Annotated in this window: 21 protein-coding genes and 1 pseudogene; 2 read left to right on the forward strand and 20 right to left on the reverse strand. The window is 40.7% G+C overall.

All coding sequences use genetic code 11. The annotated features are described in order from the left end of the window. Window positions 1-76: 76 nt before the first annotated feature. The 20 genes and pseudogenes from H8S54_RS07065 to H8S54_RS07165 all read right to left on the reverse strand — a co-directional run bounded on the left by H8S54_RS07065 (window position 77) and on the right by H8S54_RS07165 (window position 16,999). Entirely contained in the window at window positions 77-289 is a 213-nt protein-coding gene (locus H8S54_RS07065) for a GNAT family N-acetyltransferase (protein ID WP_330385761.1), read from the reverse strand. 92 nt (window positions 290-381) lie between these two features. Further along, complete coding sequence (locus tag H8S54_RS07070) at window positions 382-876, reverse strand: HD domain-containing protein (protein WP_173768562.1); 495 nt, start codon at window positions 874-876, stop codon at window positions 382-384. Between the two features lie 37 nt (window positions 877-913). After that, the gene (locus H8S54_RS07075; protein WP_119981914.1) at window positions 914-1,654 is read right to left on the reverse strand and encodes a class I SAM-dependent methyltransferase; all 741 of its coding nucleotides are present in this window, start codon (window positions 1,652-1,654) and stop codon (window positions 914-916) included. A gap of 424 nt (window positions 1,655-2,078) precedes the next feature. Then, a complete protein-coding gene (locus H8S54_RS07085; protein ID WP_117854934.1) occupies window positions 2,079-2,870 on the reverse strand; it encodes an ABC transporter permease subunit in 792 nt (263 codons plus the stop codon). Further along, a complete protein-coding gene (locus tag H8S54_RS07090) occupies window positions 2,871-3,704 on the reverse strand; it encodes an ABC transporter ATP-binding protein (RefSeq protein WP_117854936.1) in 834 nt (277 codons plus the stop codon). A gap of 96 nt (window positions 3,705-3,800) precedes the next feature. Beyond that, on the reverse strand, window positions 3,801-4,271 hold the full coding sequence (locus H8S54_RS07095) for a DUF3021 domain-containing protein (RefSeq protein ID WP_186901176.1): 471 nt from the start codon (window positions 4,269-4,271) through the stop codon (window positions 3,801-3,803). Continuing rightward, complete coding sequence (locus H8S54_RS07100) at window positions 4,268-4,711, reverse strand: LytTR family DNA-binding domain-containing protein (RefSeq protein ID WP_117854941.1); 444 nt, start codon at window positions 4,709-4,711, stop codon at window positions 4,268-4,270. The genes H8S54_RS07095 and H8S54_RS07100 overlap by 4 nt, the downstream gene beginning before the upstream one ends. After that, window positions 4,666-4,851, reverse strand: a complete 186-nt coding sequence (locus H8S54_RS07105) for a DUF6219 family protein (RefSeq protein ID WP_117854944.1) — start codon at window positions 4,849-4,851, stop codon at window positions 4,666-4,668. Before H8S54_RS07105 ends, H8S54_RS07100 begins: the two co-directional genes overlap by 46 nt. 68 nt (window positions 4,852-4,919) lie before the next feature. Then, window positions 4,920-5,324 carry an LptM family lipoprotein gene (locus H8S54_RS07110; protein WP_004853444.1) on the reverse strand — a complete coding sequence of 135 codons (405 nt, stop codon included), beginning with the start codon at window positions 5,322-5,324 and terminating at the stop codon, window positions 4,920-4,922. A 47-nt stretch (window positions 5,325-5,371) separates the two neighbouring features. Further along, complete coding sequence (locus tag H8S54_RS07115; protein ID WP_009244780.1) at window positions 5,372-5,887, reverse strand: GNAT family N-acetyltransferase; 516 nt, start codon at window positions 5,885-5,887, stop codon at window positions 5,372-5,374. Window positions 5,888-6,365: 478 nt separating this feature from the next. Beyond that, window positions 6,366-8,069 (reverse strand): annotated as a pseudogene (locus tag H8S54_RS07120) (IS1182 family transposase). Between the two features lie 53 nt (window positions 8,070-8,122). After that, window positions 8,123-8,878 (reverse strand): hypothetical protein, encoded by a 756-nt coding sequence (locus H8S54_RS07125; protein ID WP_186901177.1) that lies wholly within the window; start codon window positions 8,876-8,878, stop codon window positions 8,123-8,125. After that, window positions 8,875-9,378: a hypothetical protein gene (locus tag H8S54_RS07130; RefSeq protein WP_186901178.1), complete on the reverse strand. Its 504-nt coding sequence runs from the start codon at window positions 9,376-9,378 to the stop codon at window positions 8,875-8,877. Before H8S54_RS07130 ends, H8S54_RS07125 begins: the two co-directional genes overlap by 4 nt. A 157-nt stretch (window positions 9,379-9,535) precedes the next feature. Next, window positions 9,536-10,399 carry a hypothetical protein gene (locus H8S54_RS07135; RefSeq protein ID WP_186901179.1) on the reverse strand — a complete coding sequence of 288 codons (864 nt, stop codon included), beginning with the start codon at window positions 10,397-10,399 and terminating at the stop codon, window positions 9,536-9,538. Window positions 10,400-10,416: 17 nt separating this feature from the next. Beyond that, window positions 10,417-10,980, reverse strand: a complete 564-nt coding sequence (locus tag H8S54_RS07140) for a hypothetical protein (RefSeq protein ID WP_186901180.1) — start codon at window positions 10,978-10,980, stop codon at window positions 10,417-10,419. Window positions 10,981-11,040: 60 nt separating this feature from the next. Then, window positions 11,041-11,601 carry a hypothetical protein gene (locus tag H8S54_RS07145; protein WP_173768087.1) on the reverse strand — a complete coding sequence of 187 codons (561 nt, stop codon included), beginning with the start codon at window positions 11,599-11,601 and terminating at the stop codon, window positions 11,041-11,043. A gap of 12 nt (window positions 11,602-11,613) precedes the next feature. Beyond that, the gene (locus tag H8S54_RS07150; protein WP_186901181.1) at window positions 11,614-12,996 is read right to left on the reverse strand and encodes a hypothetical protein; all 1,383 of its coding nucleotides are present in this window, start codon (window positions 12,994-12,996) and stop codon (window positions 11,614-11,616) included. A gap of 44 nt (window positions 12,997-13,040) precedes the next feature. Then, complete coding sequence (locus tag H8S54_RS07155) at window positions 13,041-15,386, reverse strand: response regulator transcription factor (protein WP_186901182.1); 2,346 nt, start codon at window positions 15,384-15,386, stop codon at window positions 13,041-13,043. A gap of 170 nt (window positions 15,387-15,556) precedes the next feature. After that, a complete protein-coding gene (locus H8S54_RS07160) occupies window positions 15,557-15,745 on the reverse strand; it encodes a hypothetical protein (protein WP_021926923.1) in 189 nt (62 codons plus the stop codon). 3 nt (window positions 15,746-15,748) lie between these two features. Beyond that, complete coding sequence (locus H8S54_RS07165; protein WP_021926922.1) at window positions 15,749-16,999, reverse strand: DUF1015 domain-containing protein; 1,251 nt, start codon at window positions 16,997-16,999, stop codon at window positions 15,749-15,751. A 286-nt stretch (window positions 17,000-17,285) separates the two neighbouring features. Between H8S54_RS07165 and dpaL the strand changes: the two genes are divergently transcribed. Both dpaL and H8S54_RS07175 read left to right on the forward strand, forming a co-directional pair. Beyond that, window positions 17,286-18,515, forward strand: coding sequence for a diaminopropionate ammonia-lyase (gene dpaL / locus H8S54_RS07170; protein WP_117854969.1), 1,230 nt, complete (start codon window positions 17,286-17,288; stop codon window positions 18,513-18,515). Between the two features lie 27 nt (window positions 18,516-18,542). Continuing rightward, entirely contained in the window at window positions 18,543-19,853 is a 1,311-nt protein-coding gene (locus H8S54_RS07175; RefSeq protein ID WP_021926920.1) for a YgeY family selenium metabolism-linked hydrolase, read from the forward strand. The last annotated feature ends 39 nt before the right edge of the window (window positions 19,854-19,892 follow it).

Raw genomic sequence — 19,892 nt, forward strand, 5'->3', positions numbered from 1 at the left:
CCATAATGATACTATTATAAAAAAGGAAAAAGAGCTCCTTCGAGCTCTTTTGGGTCAGTTCTGCAAACTTGAATTTCTATTTGTGTTGCCATGTCATTACATAATCTTTTTCTCCGGTAGCCTCATCTAAGCCACTATGCTGAATCTCAAATTCTTCTCTCTTATAAAAAGATATTGCCCGTGCGTTCTTTTGGTATATGTTCAAGTACAACTTATTCCTTTTATCCTTTGCATAATTCAGCAGAATTTTACCTAGACCCTGCGATTGCATTTCACCAGAAACAAAAATGCCCTCAACATATTCATCATTTAACCCTAGGGTTAAACTTAACTACTATTTTTTCTTTGCGATATAAAATACATAACTGTAATAATCTACTACTAATCTAAAATAAAGCGATTATAAGCTATCCTTTTTCCTGTGTTTGTTTTAAAGTTTTCATCTATACACTTTTTTATCTTTTCCTGTTCTTTTTCTTTATCCATAACCGTTAAATTTTCAAGCAAATCAGCTTCCCATTGTATTTGAAAATCAAGTCCATCAATTTTAGATGGAGTATGGTGGTTGCCTATTATAAAGCATATTCTATCAATATTTTTGTTATAATCTACCTTTTTTAATATTTCTTTCGCTACTTCTGGTCCTTCCTTTTCTTGATAGACACCATCAATAGAACCGTATTTTTTTTGTGCTTCAACCGCACCAATATCATGTAGTATAGCAATAATACTGATGAATTCTTTTTCTTCCTCTCCGATATTTTCTCCTTTCATTATATCTTCTGCATTTTTCAAAACTTTGAGAGTATGCTCTATGCCAAAAGGAATTTCTTTGAATACTTCTTTCATCTCTATAATAATTTTTTCTTTAAACATAAATTACCTCCATTTATACCTTATAGGTGTTTTAGTTCTATCTATCCACTTTTTTGTTCGCCGATACAATCAGCATCATGGGACGGCGCATTTCATCCTGCATCCCCGGAATATCCATCATGTATTCCGGCGGCTGCGGCTCCACAATATGATTTATTATAAAACCATTTGAAAGCAGTGTATTTAGATATGTGGTCAGTGTTCTATGATATTTTGTAACCTTTTCTCCCAAAAACACAGCTGCCCGTTTGCCCTCATAATAATAATTATCCACCGGAAAATGCAGTATTTCTCCTTTTTCGTTATAATGCCAGTCTTGTGTTCCATAGGCAGTAAAAACAGGATGTTCAACCGTAAAAACTAGCTTACCACCAGACTTCAGTATTCTATATATCTTTTTTACTAAAATCTCATAATCTGCTACATAGTGAAACGCAAGTGAACTTAATATTACATCAAAACTCTCCTCTGGGAATTCCACATCTTCTATAGCACAGCATTTATATTCAACCTGTGGAAAATGTGTTTTTTCTTTGGCTACCTCGAGCATTTTATGAGAAATATCAACACCTACAACAGAAGACGCTCCGTGTTCCATCGCATAAATACAGTGCCATCCATAGCCGCATCCTAAATCAAGCACACGCTTATCTTTAAAATCCGGCAGCAGCTTTCTCAATGTTTCCCATTCTCCTGCACCGGCTAGTCCCTGCTGTGAGCGACTCATTTGACTGTATTTTTGAAAAAATATATTATCGTCATATTTGTTTTCTTTCATCTGAATTCCCCCTCGTTTAAAAAGTTATTTATCTCCGTTGCAATTTTTTTCACTTCTTTATAAAGCTTCTCGGTCATATCGTAGCATTTAAAAATTGAAAGACCGAGTACTTCAAAAACATGATTTACCCTTTCGGCATATTTTTTAGGTTTATATTCAAAAGTTTCAAGCAGTTTTATAGCTTTCTTTTCATTAATGCAATAAAGCATTATTGCATGCAAATAGTACTTGATTTAAGCATGAAATAATACGAAAAACATGGCCTGCAAAGAATTTACACCTTATTTATAAATGTGGGGCACTTCATATTGTCCTATAAAAATATCATAAACACAGAACTTATATTTACTACCTATGCAAAGTAGAGAAACAGCTCAATTTTTTCTTATTTAAAATCAGAAAACAAGCAACTAAAATCTAATCATTATGAAGCGAGATCCCTTTTTGCGTAAATCATACCAGCTCCCACAGTCATAATCACAATCATTATCGTCCCTAAAATCAAAGCAACACAATCCCTTGATTCTCCAGCAAAAATTGATGTCGCATTTGAATAGGAAAACGGCGAAATAAAGATAGCGTCCTTTAAATCAGGAACAACTCTTGCCATCAAATCATACACATACAGCAGCATGGCAACTGAAATTCCAATTCCTAACCTGTTCTTTTTGCTTACCGCAGAGATCACAAAGCAAATAGCCGCAATTTCGATATTCATCATTAACTGAAAAAACATACACTCTGTGAATATGCTTCCAAAATCCGTTTCTCCAAGAAAAACAAACCCGACTTCATAAAGCATGCCACAAATCAATGTAAAACAAATAAGGTTTAGTAGCACTGCAAAAAACTTCATTGCTATTACCTTGCCCCGTGAAACCGGAAGTGTAAACGTATATTCCGCAGTATGCCCATCTTCTTCCTTTGAAAGAATTACTGTGGCGATGGAAGCTGCAAACATACTGCTTCCAAGTGCATGAATCGTTCCGATTTCTGTGGCAAAATATCCTTTTAATGTTGCTATACTGAGTGTACTCATTCCAAAAGCATCAGAAAACGTGCCCATTGTTGCAAAACTCTCTGCCATATCTGCCATGCTATCTTCCATACCCTTATATAAAATGATGCAGATGAGCCCCATTCCACCCACGGAAAGCGCCCATATCAAAAGACTTTTCCAACCTGATTTCCATTCGTTTTTTAATATTACCGGCATTTATTTTTCCTCCTTCAAATAATAGTGCATAAATACTTCTTCTATGGACGGTTCCTCGATAATAATATCCTCGATATGATGTCCTTCCAGTTCCTTGTATAAATTGTTTAGGTTATCCTTATAGATATAGTCAAGCTTTTCGCCATCCCGTATCATTTTGATTCTCTTTGACCGACTGCTCAAAAGATTATCGACGGTATCTGTGACAACCAACTTTCCTTCCTTCATGATTGCCACACGAGTACAGTGATTTCTCACCTCCGATAAAACGTGTGTGGAAAGCATACAGGTCGCACCCTCATTCACATACTCCTGAATCAACTCAAAGAAAACATTTTGCATCAGAGGATCAAGTCCGCTGGTCGGTTCATCAAAAACAAAAAGCTTTGGTCTATGCTGCATTGCACAGATGATGCTGACCTTTTTCCTGTTCCCAAGTGAGAGCTCATTGATTTTTCTTTTTACGTCCACCTGAAGTCTGTCGCAAAGTTTTTCTGCTTCATCGGTGCAATCAACCTTTCTGACTGCTGCCGAATACTTCAGTATTTCCCTGATTTTCATGCCCGGATAAAACCATGCTTCACTTGGCATATAGCCAATGTCTGCAAGGATTTTTTCTCTGTCCTTTACGCTGTCAAGACCATTGATTCTTATTTCGCCCTGATCATACTTTATCAATCCAAGCATTGACCGAATAGTCGTTGATTTTCCGGCACCGTTCGGTCCAAGGAACCCAAAAATTTCGCCTTCCCGAACCGAGAATGTTACATCCTCCACACCTCTGTGTTTTCCATAAGTTTTTGTTAAATTTTGAATCGTTATCATATCTTTCATTTCTCATGTACCTCCGTTTGATGATAGAATAGTACATAAAAAAGATGGGCACAATAACTGTACCCATCAGTGACACTTTTTCAACTCTAAGTTGCACTATTTATTATCTGTCCTTGTTTTAAATAATTTTAAATCAGAATTCAATATTTTGTCATCAATTCTGCGCCTGCATTTATATACCAGATAAACACAAATATATACGAATACAATATAGGCAGTGAACCCCAAAGTCACATAAGAATTTCTATCAAACCATTTTCCTATGTATGACACTGCCGTATATATTATTGTGCAGATTATTATACCAAGCAGTTCCTTCTTGCTTATTTCATCTGACTCATCAAAATTCCAAAGTACATAAACCTGAAGATACCCAACTGCATAGGTCAAAAAAATCATTTCCGCCATATGCAGTATTTCTGCCACAGTCACCCCAATGCAGAGCCGATATGTACAGTAGTAAAAAAGAACTCCGAAAAAATAAAGACATGCCTTAAACTCGATTCCAATTTCCTTTGTAAGATACCTTTCCCAGAGGGATACTTTTTTCTTATAACTTTTTTTCATGCCATTTCTCCTTTCAGAAGCTTCCTAAAATCCGATGCGTATGTACGGGAAATAATGATATGCTCACCGCTGACAAGTGTTGCATCAATCCTATTCGACGGCATACTTTTTAGCATTTCCACCTTGTTTACATTGATAATCATCGACTTGCTACAGCGGAAATAACTCTCATCGTCTAGAAATAATTCGATTGAATATAATGACATCTCTACTTGAATTTCATTATCATCTGTGTAGACAAATGTCTTATTATCCACCTTTTCTATATACAGAATTTCCTCCGGTGTAAAAACAATTGTCTCATCGTTTTTTCGTCCAATTAGTTTTCTTTGACGTTTGTCCATAAAAAGCAACACCGCCTCAACCTCAGGATTTTTCTCCTTATAATTTAAAATCAGCTCATCTTCGCCTTTATTAATCTTATTAATTGTGTATCGCATAGAACTCCTTTCTTAATCATGCAAAGCAAAGAACTTGCTGCAAAGTACTTATGGCCTTCTTTTGATCCCTTATAACCTGTATAAAAAGTTCCAAGCATTGTAATCAGTGCACCGATAGACCAATATTTATGTGATTTCATTCAGATACCTCCTGCCGTTTTTCTTAAAAATATACCTTTTAAAAGATATATACAAACTTGAATTTGACTTAATATCCATGGTCAACATGCTGCCACTTTCCGCCATCTGTTCTAACTAAAATCCACTTCCAATCACTGTATGTACTATTTGGATTCAAAGACCCGTCTCCACCAGATGAATCAACATCGAATGAAGATAATAAAACAATGACTTCATCTGCATTGTTTCTGTCTGCCCAATCTTTATGATCTTTCGTGCAGTCATCTCCGGCATAGTAAATTTCTGTGAGAGTGCATCCTTTCCAGTCACTCTTAAACTCCTTTTTTATTGTGTCAATAGCGGCTTTAATATCCTCTTCTGAATAGCTCTCAGATTCAACATTATGAGTTTTTACTTCACTGACATCTCCACCACAAGCACTCAAAACAAATAAAAGCATAATACATAGCATTGTACATACGATTTTCTTCATACAAGACCTCCTTAAATACCGATTTCTCAGTTTCAAAAACTGGAATTTCATAAACGCATTTGCTTCTTAAACGCAAACATTCCCTCATTGCCATCACCGACAAAATCGTCCGGTGTATCCGGCATAGGATGTTTTTCATTAAAAAATTCTGTAATATGAAAGCCGCAGACATTCACATAAAAATGAATGTTGCGCTTATCAAAGTACGGCGTACAGGTTTCCCATACTTTCGTGTTCGGATATATTCGTTCCAATTCAAACCATATCTTCTTACCGATACCATTGCTCTGAACTCCGTTCTTTACAAAAAGCAGGTCAAGATGGTTATGCTGTGTACTCTCATTGATAATAACAACAGCACCGCCCACCATTTCTCCATCGACAACGGCTTTATAGACAGCAGAACCCTCCGCATTCAGCGACTGGTCAATGTCCTTTTCAGGCAGAATAACAGCATCTGTTTTCCCAAAAGCATCTTCAAAACCTTTCTGAAATGCTTCCTGCATATCCGCCTTGTATTGGGTTAATTCTTTTGGTTCTATACAAACTAATTGGAAGGTCATTTTATATCTATCTCCTCAAAAATTCCGATTGAGATTTCACCTGTTTTAAAAGATTTAATAGCTGTTATATTTTGTTATTAAATTCTCCGCAAATCCTTGAAAACACTGGATTTATCGCAGGTGAGCTTTCCCTTATTGTTTCCCTTGTGTTATATCGTCCCATCAGTGTTTACGAACTCTGATAAGGGCAAATACAAGGGCAAGAAAATCATATAAAACAGTATAACACAAAATAAAAGTGACATGGTGAACTGATTGAAATGCTTCTGAGTTTTTAATTAGGGATTGATTGAATGATATTAAGGGGCTGTCGGTTAATAGCAAATTCCGGCATCCCCAGTAGTAATTGAAAGGATCCCAGCAAGGGCAAGGCTTGTTAGCTTTCTACCTTGCGAGGGATCCTTTTTTTCTATAAAAGATGAAATTTATTTTTGGCCGCAAAAATCCCTTGTCTGGATTTTTACAGCCGCACTTTTGATCAGGCTGTTTTTTCCGTTGTTTTTCCCTCAAACTTCTTTAGTTTTTCATTGAGAAAACGACAGTATTTATTTATATTCCTTCCGATTGCATACAACATGAATTCTTTGTACACTTTATCTGCAGAACGGTAATTAAAACGCCTAAAGTTTTCGTTTTCTTTGATATCACCGAAATGTCCTTCTGTCTGGATCGAACGTGTCTGCCGTTTTAGGATCCCACGCTCACTTTGGATGTTTGCATGGGATTTTTCACGCAGTTCTTCCCACTGCTCATTGATCTTCATTACCTTGTTTTTCTCAGCATCCTTTTCGGCATTATATTTATACAGACAGCGGGCTTTATGTTCGCATCCACTGCAGTCGGCGCAGGCGTACACCTCAAAGGTCTGGGTATAACCATTCTGCTCTTTGGTTTCCGTTCTTATGTGACGCAGTTCACGTCCGTCATGGCAGATATAGAACTGCTCATCTTCAAATACTTCGACCTTCATGTTGTAATATTTACTGATATTTTCGGCATATGCGCGTGTTTTGCGTTTTTCATGATCCTGCAGTTTTATATAGCTTTCTATCCCTTTTTCTTTTAAATAAAGCAGATTTTTCTCACTACAGTATCCGCTGTCAGCAGTTACCTCTTCCAGGATGCTGCCAAAAACCTGCTGGTGCTTTTCCAGGACTGGGATCAGGGTATTGTAATCCGTCCGGTCATTACTTACGTAACCGTGAATGATGAAATAATTTTCCACGGCAATCTGTACGTTGTACGCCGGCTTTAACTGTCCGTTCAGCATATGATCCTCTTTCATCCGCATAAAAGTAGCTTCCAGGTCTGTCTTGGAATAGCTGTTCCGGTCTTTTCCCATGATCTCGAAGCATTCTTTATATCCCATCAGACGCTGGCCGAGATGCTCCAGTTCCTCATACAGCTGCTGGATCTCAGGTTTTCTTTTTCCTTTTCCATAAACGAACTCTATCCCTTCTCCAGTGGCAATCGTATTAAGGTTCTTCTGCAGCTTCAGGATTTCAAGAGGAGAGCAGTTATCAATCTCAATGACTGTATTATTTGCAAGTTTCTTATGCTTTGACAGCTTCCGTTTACGGTTCTTTTCTATTACACTGCGGACTTTATCCATTCCCTCGATCACTAACATCTGTGCATTCCCTATATCATACTTTTGCCCATAACCATTCTCTTACAAAAATATATTATACCTGGCAAAGTTCAGTTCAATAGAATCTAGCAGACCAGCCAGATGGTAATTGATCGTACCACGCCAGACAAATGTATAACGGTTTGCATTGGCTTCAATCTTAGTCCCATCAATAAAAAGTTCTTTCAGTGTAACAAGGCCTTCTTTTTGAAGCCGGCGCAAAAACTGGTAATTAAGGTCATCCAGTATTTCAGAGGTCAGCTTTTTCCCTTTAAACTCATAAAAAGCGTCCCGTTTTGGTTTCTGCCCACGGGTCAGCCAGATAAAAGCCAGATCTCTTTCACATAATTCTACAATACGGTCAACAGAACGTACCCCGCGCATGTTTGCGTAAGTAACTACAGCATACATCATAATTGGGTTATACCCGGTTCTTCCCTTATCTGAACAATTGGCCAGCAGGCCAGAAAAATCTAAATCCTCCATCACTTTTTTCAGGGTATAGACTGGATCGTCGTCGGGTAAATTCAATTCGAAGAAACTAAAGTTCATTTTCTGTTGCCCAAGCTCAAAAAAGTCGTTATATAATAATTAGTCGATACTTACTATTTTTGCTTGGCTACATAATTCTTTTTCCTACAAAGTCCTGCTATAGATGTAGTTATCAAGCCCACAAACAATAAAACCATATATAATTCCAACGGTGTGTCATCTCCTGTTTTTGCCCCAGAAGCCGCTCCACTTCCAGCATGATTCACATCTGTGCTATTATCTGCACCTGTTTGTGTTGGCTGTGTTGTTGGTTCATTTGGAATATCCTGCTCTGTTTTTTCTGCCAGAATATAATAATAACTGCCATTCGCCTGAAAAATCATCTGTCCATTTCTGCTTTGCACAGATAATGTCTTCAATGTCCCTTTGCTGTTCAAAGAAAAAGCAGAAGAATTCTTCAACGCATCCGATAAAGAAATTGTCACTCCATCCACCGCTATTCTGTTTTCCTTTTTATCTGTAAAATAGATTTCAAATGGTGAAATGTTTTTCCCCTTTCCTTCCAGACATGCAGCAAACCACTCCCATGCCTCTGTATCCTGACTGGTTATCGGATAAACCACCAGCGTCAAGCTGCTGTCTGTAATTCCACTGACCACAATCCTTCTGCCATCCGGTAACTGAATCTCAGCTTTCCCATTTTGGACAGGTGATGTTAGATATTCTGTTTTTCCTGCAATATAAGTTGCATAAATGCCAAAATCTGTCTGACTCTGTTCTCCTGTCAGGGCAGAGTTCCAGGCATAGCATATCGTAGTTGAATATACTGTAAGTATGCAGATCAGAAAAAATGTTACGAACCGTTTCATTCTGCCCCTTCTTCCCTGAGTATTGTATTTAGAGTAACCGAACCGGCACTGTAATATGTATCTGGCTCATAAGCCATAATCTTTAATTTAATTGCAGTACCATCTTCCACTTCGGAAGTAAGTGATACAGATTTTACATATTCTCCAGGCCTGATAAGTCCTGTCTCTCCCAAAAGAGTTCCATTTGCAGTCAGGACACGAAGCTTCAGCCATACATCAAATTCTTCTGAATTCGTAAAATAAACATCTGCTGCATCGTCTTTCACAATCACATTTCCACAGATATATGCCCTGAATTCCATTCCATCCTGATAGATTTCCGACCATCCAAGGTCCTCCGGTACTGTCGGCATACCACTAACCGCCGCTTTTTCGAAAGGCGGTGGTGAGAACGAGCGAACATCATCCTGTTTCCCATTGTTTATTAATGCCAGTACCATAGCACACAATGACAACACACATACAATACAGGCAACAGGCAAGCTCCAATTTTTATTCATTAAAATCCCTCATTTACATTATCATCTGTCATATTTACCTCAAACAATGCGGTTTGGAGTAAATATCACAGATGATCTGCACAGACCGTTCAGCCTGCACAGATCTCTGCCAATTTTAATTTGCTTTCTATCCAGCAAACACACTCCAACATATTGTCTAAATAACTTTTACTGTCAATGTTGGATTATTTTCATCTCTCAAATCAACCGTGAGACGGATAGTCTTGCCATTCAAAGCCATTGTACTCGGTAAAGAAACACCATAACTTCCGTTTCCACTAGTTACCTTCTGCAGAGAATATGTACCCTCTGCCTTTATGTCTCCATCTTTAATGACATATTTTTCTTGTGAATTTCCTTTATTATAAATATAGAAGATGCTAGCCAAATAATTATTCCCTGGACATTCTTTCTCTACAGTGTATACACCATCTGTCAATGTAGTTTTTAAAAATCCCCAGCTTATATTGCCATTTCCATCCCACTTATAATTCGAGGAGGTACCAACATAATCCGAAATAGTCACCGTCACATTGCCAATCTCTTTCTTTTCGGCTGTTGTATCTGAAAGAGCCCCCTTCAAGGACAAGGTCGTTGTTTCACTTGGACTTTCCCCAACGTTTGTTCCTTCTGCTGATTTTAATCCTATTTTAGAATTCGTAAAAGTTCCGGTAATGTTATTGTCAGTTTTACCATAAGCCAGAGAAGCTGTAATGTCCGCATTTGAATTATTCGTTATAGTAATCTGATCAGCCCCATCCTGACAAGTCCATGAACTTGTACCGGATGTTTCCTTATATTTTAAAGTTGTTGGATCCCAGCTTTTTGTAACGCCCGAACTATATGTATATTCCAGACTTCCCCATTTCACATCAACACTATATACAGTATCTGTGTTTTCTTTTCCGGCTTGATAAGTAGCTTTAATATCCGCTGAACTATCCTCTGCTGCATATACAAAATTTCCCATAGACATGCTCAAAGTAAGAGCGAGTGTTGCTGCAATTATTTTTTTCATCATTCTTTCCGCCCTCCTTCTTATTCCTGTGATGCTGCATCTGCGATTTTTACTGTTACACTACCGATTGTTGCTTTATTTGCATTTTTATCTGTTAATGCCCCTGACAAAGAAATCGTAGTTGACGCAGTAGATGCAGTACCCGCTTCTGTGGTTGTCGCACCAATAGAGGCATCTGCAAGACTCAAAGAAGCCATATCAACTTTCGCAGTGATATCTGGATACGAATCCGACGTTGCTGCTTCAACAGTTGCAGTCAATGCCTTATTAGAGCGATTGGTAACTGTCACCTTGTTCGCTCCATCCTGATTCGACCAGCTTCCTTCTCCGACAGATTCCGTATACTGGTGTGTTGATGGATTCCATATTTTGGATACAGCTCCATCCGTATACGTGAATTCCATGCTTCCCCACGATACATCAACGGAATACACCGTTGCTGCTTCGCCTTCAGGTTGATAAGTTCCGTATACTGCATGGCTGTCTCTTCCTCCGGCTGAATTTATTGTTGCCGCCATTGCTACTGTTCCCGAGGATAACCCAAGTATAGTCGCCACACAAAGAGTTAATGCTTTTTTCTTCATCGCTTTTCTTCCTTTCTGCAAAACATTTTATTACATCTTCTTTTTGAAGTATGTTTTCTCTTAATCAGTCACTGTGATTTTAATTCCTTCGATATTTCCATTCAGGACTGCTTTCTCCCCTGAATCCGGATCATAATACAGAACATTGTATCTTCCTGTATAATCTCCCACAGAGAGTTTTGCTGCATCTTTTATCAGATCCAGCTGTTCAATTTCATATCCGGGTGACAGAGTTCCGGACTGGGCAATCACAGTTTCTGTTCCATCTTCACTGATAATAACAAGTTGAAGCACAATATCATTTACTGATTTCGATGGATTTTGAAACATCAGGTTTGCCTTATTATCAGAAAGTGAAATATGTACTTCCTTCTGATAAACCATACTGACTGCTCCCCCGCCCTTAGATACCTCCATCTTTTCTTCTGAATCACCTGTTACAGGTTCTGCATATTCTTCTTCTTTCTGTGGTGCATAGTCAGGAGCAAGTGCCGGACCGGTATTCCTGAAAAATAACGCCCAGATTGTCACTGCTAATGCAACAAATGTAACAACAAGAAGTACAGTAATGATTATTTTTGTCCTATTTGCAGATATCTTTTTTTCGGACTGTTTTCCCACTTGATCACCTCCTTACCCGGCCTGTTCATAAGATACCGTTCCGATCACCTCACCGTTTATTCCCGGATCTGGTTCCCCGTAAAGGTTAAGGTATACCGTAGCCGTATTCTCGGCAGAAATGGAAAGTTTCTGAACTGTTTCGCCTTTCTGGTCCTTGAATACTCCGGTAATTTCCTTGTGTGATTCTGACGGCTTATAAGACAGAATAAGTGTCACATCCTCATTTCCTTTATTTGTGAAACTCACTTTCCCTTCTCCCTCTTCATAAGTCCATTGCCCGGACGTCGCATTTTCATAGCAATGTGTATCTGGATTCCACTGACCTCTGGAACCCGGATGATAAACAGCATTTAGCCCAGACAATTCCATTACAATGGAATCCTCACTTTCTGTATCCGGTTCCGGTATCAGAGAACGGGAAGCAAGAGCATAGGTTCCAAACGTTCCGGTATCAAAGGCAATGATATTTTCACGGCTGTCTGCATCACCACAGATTACTGCCTGCCCATCCCTGACACAGACAAGTACCCTGTCTTCCATCTGCGCCTGTACATCGGTTGTTTCCATAATCATTGAAAGCATTTCCTGGCTTTCTGCAATTCTCAAAGGTTCCTCATCATTTTTCTGCCTGAACAGACGCAGAGAAAAATACTGCTCCACAGTGTATCCATTACTTTCTGCCCACTGTTCCAGAATAGCATTCTCCGCTTTCAGGGAATTTCTTTCTTCTTCTGAGAGTTTTTGTTCTTCTGCTTTCTCCTGCTCATCCTTCAAAAGATCATCCAGCAGGTCAGCGTATATCAGCACATTTCCATGTCCCCCCTGCCTGATCTCATCCTCCGAAAATAATGATCGTGCGAACGGTTGCTGCCCGTCTTTGAGTTTCAGCTGATTCACTCCCAAAGAAACTCTTGTAGCCAGGTCAAATGTCATTTCTGCCGGGGTTTGTGTGGAATCTTCCGTAACCGGCTCCGTAAATGTTTCATTTTCATCCCCATTTGGTTCCTTCATCTCTGTTTCGTTCTCATTCGGAACTGCCACAAAGTCCTCTGTTATAACTTCAATCGGAGTTTCCACTGGAGCCTCTGTTATAGCTTCCGTCGGAGTTTCCACAGGATCCTCTGTTATAACTTCCGTCGGAGTTTCCACTGGAACCTCCGTTATAGCTTCAGTCGGAGTTTCCACTGGAGCCTCTGTTTCTTTCTCAACCGGCAGCTCTGTTGATGACTGGAAAGATTCCGCTTCCGAAGTCTGTGTTTCCGACTCTGTTGATTGCTTCGTCATTTCAGTCTCGGCTGCAGACACTGTACCGGAAATCAGGCTAAGTGCTGCTGCAGCCGCAAGTATCCATCTGGCTTTTTTGAAGCAGAACCGATTTTTGCTTTCTTTTTTCATATCGTTATCCTCTTTTCGCCATTTGCGCTAAAGCGGGCATTGACTCAGATCAGCTTCCGCTTTCTGGCTTCTGTAATTGCTGCTGCTTTATTCCTGACACCAAGCTTCCGATAAGTTTCTTTATTGTGGTATTTCACTGTTGCCTCTGAAATTTTCAGCTCTTTTGCTATATCTGCAGATGACTTACCTTCTGACTGCAGTTTTAATATCTCCAGCGCATGTTCACTTAAAACAATATTGTTTCTGGAAGCCAGATAAGAAGGATATGATTTAGCCATCTGTCTGCATTCTGACATGATCTGGTTTCGATAACTATTGTCTTTCCAGATAAATTCGCACTTTTCAAACATTGGAAGAAGTGCTGTTCCTTCCCTGGTAAATATTCTCACAAAATGATATTCTTCTGCCTGACTGATGCTGGTTTGAAGAGTATCCTTCCACTGCTTCTGTTCCAGTTTATACTGAACAATAGAAAGCAAGATCATCGCTTCCATATGAATATAGGTGCGTTTCATAATCTCCGCATAATGCAGGAGCTGCTGCAGCAGGCAATAAGCTGCTTCCAATTTCCCAAGAGAAATATATACTCTCACTTTTGTCAGATATCGAAAACGTTCCATTGTGCAAAATTCCGCATTCTCATCTGGTGCCTGTTTCATCCAGTCTGAAACATCTTCACCCTGATACAGCTTAATCCGGCAAATAAAAGCATCAATATTGGAAATCAGATTCGGTGCTTCCTCTTCCGCACGATCACGAAATGCATCAAGAGATACAAGTGCGCCATCTGCATCATTTTTCAAAACAGACAGCCATGCAAGGATTCCTGTTCCTACAAAAACCTGTTCCAGCATACCCCCCCGTTCTGCATCCATACGGCCTTTTTCCGCCTTTGAAAAAATCTCAAAAATATCTTTTCCTTTTTCCAGATAGCTCTCCGCAAGAGCAAGATATACAAGACCCTTTCCATATTTTTCAAGAACAAATTCTACCGGTTTACCAATCGTAAGTGCCAGTTCTGTGTCCCGTTTCGACCATTCACAGAAATCTTTTCCTCCGTTCATCATAGAAGGAAGATTGCTGGTCACAGACAGCTCTGGAAGAACTGCTTTTTTATTATGAATTAACAGGTCTGCATTTTTCAGCAGATCGATCATGTTCGCTGTGCCAGTATGAGGAAGTGCTATTTTTAAATAAAGCAGCCTGCTGAGAGCTTCTTTTTTCATACTACCTGAGTGTTCTTCTGCAAATTTTTCCAGCTGATGATACCAGCGGTTGCTTTCTTCTATATTCATCAGCATAGATTGCAGCAAACTGATTCCTGCCATAAGTACCGGACTTCCCGAGATGAGTTCTTCCGGCAGTTTCAGATAGTATTTCCGCAGTTCATAAAAATGTCCACTGGAAGGATTCTTACGTGCATTGGAGATCAAAAGTCTGGAAATGCTTTCCATGTCGTTGTATTTTTCATACATGGAAAGCGCCTCAAGAGGTTTTTCCTCCAATTCATAATATAAGCCAGCTACATAATAAAGATGGTTGATCTGCTCAATGCTTCTCTTCCTCCGTAGTCTCTGCTGCATGGATTTCCTCATAGGCCATCTGCATTTCCAGATTCCATCGGTTCCTCTTATGTCAAAAAAGTTTCCAACTTCTTCAGCCCGAAAGATCAGTTTCTCCACATCACTTCGTCCTGTAAGCATGGACGCAAGTCTGACCGTAAATGTTTCTACAATGGAAATATCCATAAAAAATTCCTGCAGTTCCAGATCCCACTGATCGTATACATGGGTTTCCAGATAATCCCACTGCCGTCTCTGTGTCAGTTCCAGATTTCCTTTTTCCATTGCAAAAAATAAAAGAGATAACGCATTTCCACCGCCCAGATTCCATGCCTTCTGATGTTCTTCCCGGGTAAGATGAATATCATATTGTTCTATATATGTAATCTGCTCATCTAATGAAAGAAGAAAATCACTTTCTTCGATTTCGGCAAATATGTATTTCGTCCGAAGTGGAAGAAGCCATCTCGGAAACGGACATCTGGCGATCAGGATCAGCCATACGTTATTTAAGCTCAGTAATTTGCAGATCACTTCAAAATAACTTTCTCTTTCTGTTGTATCTGTGAGATTTTGAAGATCATCAAGTACTACTGTGTATTCCGCAGATTGTTCTTTTATTTTAATCTGGTCTGCACTTGTTTCTGATGCACTGTAATAGCTGCAGCGTTTCATGTTCAAATTGTGCATAACCAGAGAAGTCTTTCCGATGCCTGTAACTCCATACAGGTATAACGGTGTTCGAAGTTTTTTGGCAGAGCGAAATTTGCAAATAGCTTTTTGAGGGCATATATATTTATCATCAGTAAATTTGACTATTTTCTGCATATTTCCCTCCTTTGTTTTATCGTATTTATGTAAATATTGTAGCAAATTGAAGGTTGAGATGGAACTATCCAAAAGGATAGTTTCGGGCAAAAATTTGCAATAAAAACAGACCCCATTATATTTCATAATCTGCTCTATGAAATATAATGGGGTCTGTTTAATAAGGCTTTCTATTCTTCACTTCCAAGCCGATGAGCCTCTTTATAAATCTCACAGGCACTGTGATGTACACATCTTTTATATGCACAGTCCATAAATGTGAGAATTCGTCTGCCATCCTTTTCCCGGTATTCACAGCATACTGTCTGGCTTCCGTTGCAGGTGCGGCAAAAGCCGGAAATAAATTCTTCTGTCTCCATAGCTCACCTCTGACACAGCTTATGTATAAAAATACCACTTCGAAGCTTGGGCTCAAACCAGGTGGATTTGGGCGGCATCAACTTGTTCTCGTCTGCAATCTGCATCAGATCTTCCATAGAAGTGGGATACAGTGCAAAAGCAATTCCGCGGCTCTTATCTGCCATAGCCTGAAGCTCTCTTAATTTATGGCTTCCTCCCACAAAGGAAATCCGCTTATCCGTCCTTGAATCTCCGATCCCAAGTATAGGTGCAAGCACCTGTTCCTGCAAAAGCTGGGAATCCAGCTGTCCCACTACGTCCTTGCCCTCATAAAGCTCCGGCTTCGCTTTCAGCAGATACCAGAAGCCATCCAGATACAGTCCGAAGCAGTGCTTCTCCACAGGCTTGGCCGGAAAGCCCGGAACTATGGTCATGTCAAACTTCTCCTTGATCCGGGAAAGTACCTGCTCCGGTGTCTGACCATTTAAATCCTTCACCACACGATTATAGGCCAGAATCGTAAGCTGGTCATAGGGGAAAACAACGGACAGGAAAAAGTTAAACTCCTCGTCTCCTGTATACCCCGGATTCTCTTCTCTTCGTTTCAGGCCAACCTTCACCGCAGAGGCAGCTCTGTGATGTCCGTCTGCAATGTAAAGCGCCGGAATCTTCTCCATCTCCTCCCGGATCAGGGCAATTGCCTCGTCCTCATCGATCACCCACACACGATGTGTAATCTCATCTTCCTCTGTGAAGTCATATTCTGCCAGATGATCCTTTTTCCACTGCGCAAGAAGACCGCTCAGTCTGTCGGTGTAGCGGCATGCCAGGTAAATAGGGCCTGTGTTTGCATCGCACACATCCACATGATTGATGCGGTCCAGTTCCTTATCCGATCTGGTAAGCTCATGCTTCTTCACCACATTGTTCAGATAATCGTCAATGGAAGCACAGCCTGCAATTCCAGTCTGTACCTTCCCTTTGCGAACCAGTTCATATATGTAATAACAGGGCTTATGGTCCTGGGAAAGAATCCCCTTCTCTTCCATCTGAAGCAGATTCTCCTTTGCCTTCTTATATACCTCAGGGTCATAAAGACCGGCATCTGCCGGAAGATCCATCTCCGCTCTGTCCACATGCAAAAAAGAATCCGGATTCTCTTTTCCGATTGCTGCGGCTTCCTCCCGGCTCACCACATCATAAGGAAGTGCTGCTACTGCCGCAGCCTTTTCCCTGGCAGGTCTTAAAGCCTTAAATGCCCGAAATACTGCCATAGTTTTATACTCCTTTCAAATCTGCCTGCCTCTTTTTAAAGTGCTCCAAAGGCGGTCTTTTTCTTTGACGGCAGACTATTTTCCTCTGTTTTTACAGGTGTCGTAACTTATATTATATCACAAATAATGCGGCTTCGCAATGAAACTAAATAATTTTTGAGAAAGCTAAATTTTTTTGTATTTTTCTATTGCAAATTGTTTTATTTATGTTATTATACTATTAGAAAAACAAAAACGTAATGCAATATAACCAAATAAATCAAACACCACAAAGGAGGTTTTCCCCATGACAGAAGGACTGAAATGGACGGTCAATCATGTTCCGGAATCTGATGATAAGTTTCTGGATCTGATGTCCGAAGAAAACGTAACCAAAGCAAATGAATTTCACAAGAGTTTCCCACAGTATTCCGTTACACCTCTGCAGAAGCTTTCCGCACTTGCTTCCTATCTTGGAGTAAAGGGAATCTACTGCAAGGATGAGTCCTATCGTTTCGGACTGAACGCATTCAAGGTTCTCGGAGGCTCTTACGCCATGGGTCGTTACATTGCAAAGGAGCTTGGCCGCGACATCAGCGAGCTTCCCTATAATGTCCTCTCTTCTGACAAATTAAGAGAAGAATTCGGACAGGCTACCTTCTTTACTGCCACAGACGGAAACCACGGACGTGGGGTTGCATGGGCTGCCAACCGTCTTGGACAGAAGGCTGTAGTAAGAATGCCGAAGGGCACCACCAGAACCCGTTTTGATAACATTGCCAAAGAGGGTGCTGAGGTAACCATCGAGGAAATGAACTACGACGACTGTGTAAGAATGGCAGCTGCAGAGGCAGCTAAGACCGAACACGGAATCATTGTTCAGGATACTGCATGGGACGGCTATGAGGAGATTCCTTCCTGGATCATGCAAGGATACGGTACTCTTGTTCTTGAAGCTGACAAGCAGCTGAAGGAGAACGGTGTTGAGCGTCCTACCCATGTATTTGTACAGGCTGGTGTTGGTTCTCTTGCAGGTGCAGTTGTAGGATATTTCGCTCACAAATATAAAGAAAATCCTCCTGTAATGGTTGTCTGTGAAGCAAGCGCAGCTGACTGCCTCTATCGCTCTGCTGCACAGGCTGACGGCAATCTGGTAAATGTTACCGGCGATCTTCAGACTATTATGGCAGGTCTTGCATGCGGTGAGGGAAATACAATCGGATGGGATATCCTGAAGAATCATGTTACTGTATTTGCTTCCTGTCCGGACTGGATGAGTGCAAAGGCAACCCGTATCTATGCAAACCCGCTTGAAAGTGATCCACATATCGTATCCGGTGAATCCGGATCTGTACCGCTTGGGCTTGTATACACAGCACTTCACGATGAAGATGCAAAAGATCTTAAAGAAGCCCTGAAGCTGGATGAAAATTCCAACATTCTGGTAATCTCCACAGAAGGAGACACCGATCCCATCCGCTACCGCGAAATTGTATGGGACGGATTATACGGAACAGACAAATCATTAAGCGAATAAATATAAATTTTACGGAGGTAAATTACAATGGATTACAACAAAATTAAAGAAGCGGCTCAGAATTATGAAGCAGACATGACCAGATTTCTTCGCGAACTGGTTCACTTCCCCGGCGAGAGCTGCGGTGAGAAGGATCATGTAATGCGCATTAAAGAAGAGATGGAGAAGCTTGGCTTTGATAAGGTTGATATTGACCCGATGGGAAATATCCTGGGCTACATGGGAAGCGGAAGCACACTGATCGGCTTTGACGCACACATCGACACAGTAGGTATCGGAAACAGAAGCAACTGGGAATTTGATCCATACGAGGGCTTCGAGACTGAGACTGAGATCGGCGGCCGTGGAACATCTGATCAGATGGGCGGTATTGTATCTGCAGTTTACGGTGCTAAGATTATGAAAGACCTTGGTCTTTTAAATGACAAATATCAGGTAGTTGTTACCGGAACTGTTCAGGAAGAGGATTGCGATGGTCTTTGCTGGCAGTACATTATCAACGAAGATAAGGTTCGTCCGGAATTCGTAGTTTCCACAGAGCCTACAGACGGCGGTATCTACCGCGGACAGCGCGGACGTATGGAAATCCGCATCGATGTAAAAGGTGTTTCCTGCCACGGATCTGCTCCGGAGCGCGGTGACAACGCAATCTACAAAATGGCTGACATCCTTCAGGACGTTCGTGCATTAAACGAGAACGATGCAGCAGATGAGACCAAGATCAAAGGTCTTGTAAAAATGCTGGATAAGAAATACAATCCTGAGTGGGAAGAGGCAAACTTCCTTGGAAGAGGTACTGTTACCACATCCGAGATTTTCTTTACTTCCCCAAGCCGCTGTGCAGTAGCTGACTCCTGTGCAGTTTCCCTTGACCGTCGTATGACAGCAGGTGAAACCTGGGAGAGCTGCCTGGATGAGATCCGTGCACTTCCTTCCGTTAAGAAATACGGCGATGATGTTAAGGTTTCCATGTATGAGTACTCCCGTCCATCCTGGACAGAGCTTGTATATCCAATCGAGTGCTACTTCCCAACATGGGTAATCCCGAAGGATCACAAGGTTACTGCTGCTCTTGAGGAAGCTTACCACAATCTGTATGGAACAGAGCGTATGGGAAATGCTGAGACAGAGGCTATGAGAAAGGCTCGTCCTCTTACTGACAAATGGACCTTCTCAACCAACGGTGTTTCCATTATGGGACGTAACGGAATTCCTTGCATCGGCTTCGGACCTGGCGCAGAGGCACAGGCTCATGCTCCGAATGAGAAGACCTGGAAAGATGACCTTGTAAGATGTGCAGCTGTTTACGCAGCACTTCCTACTGCATACTGCAAATAAGAATCAACAGCAATATACGCCATGGAGCGGATAGCTTGA

The organism is Blautia segnis (assembly GCF_014287535.1).
GTDB classification, from domain to species: Bacteria; Bacillota; Clostridia; order Lachnospirales; family Lachnospiraceae; genus Blautia_A; species Blautia_A acetigignens.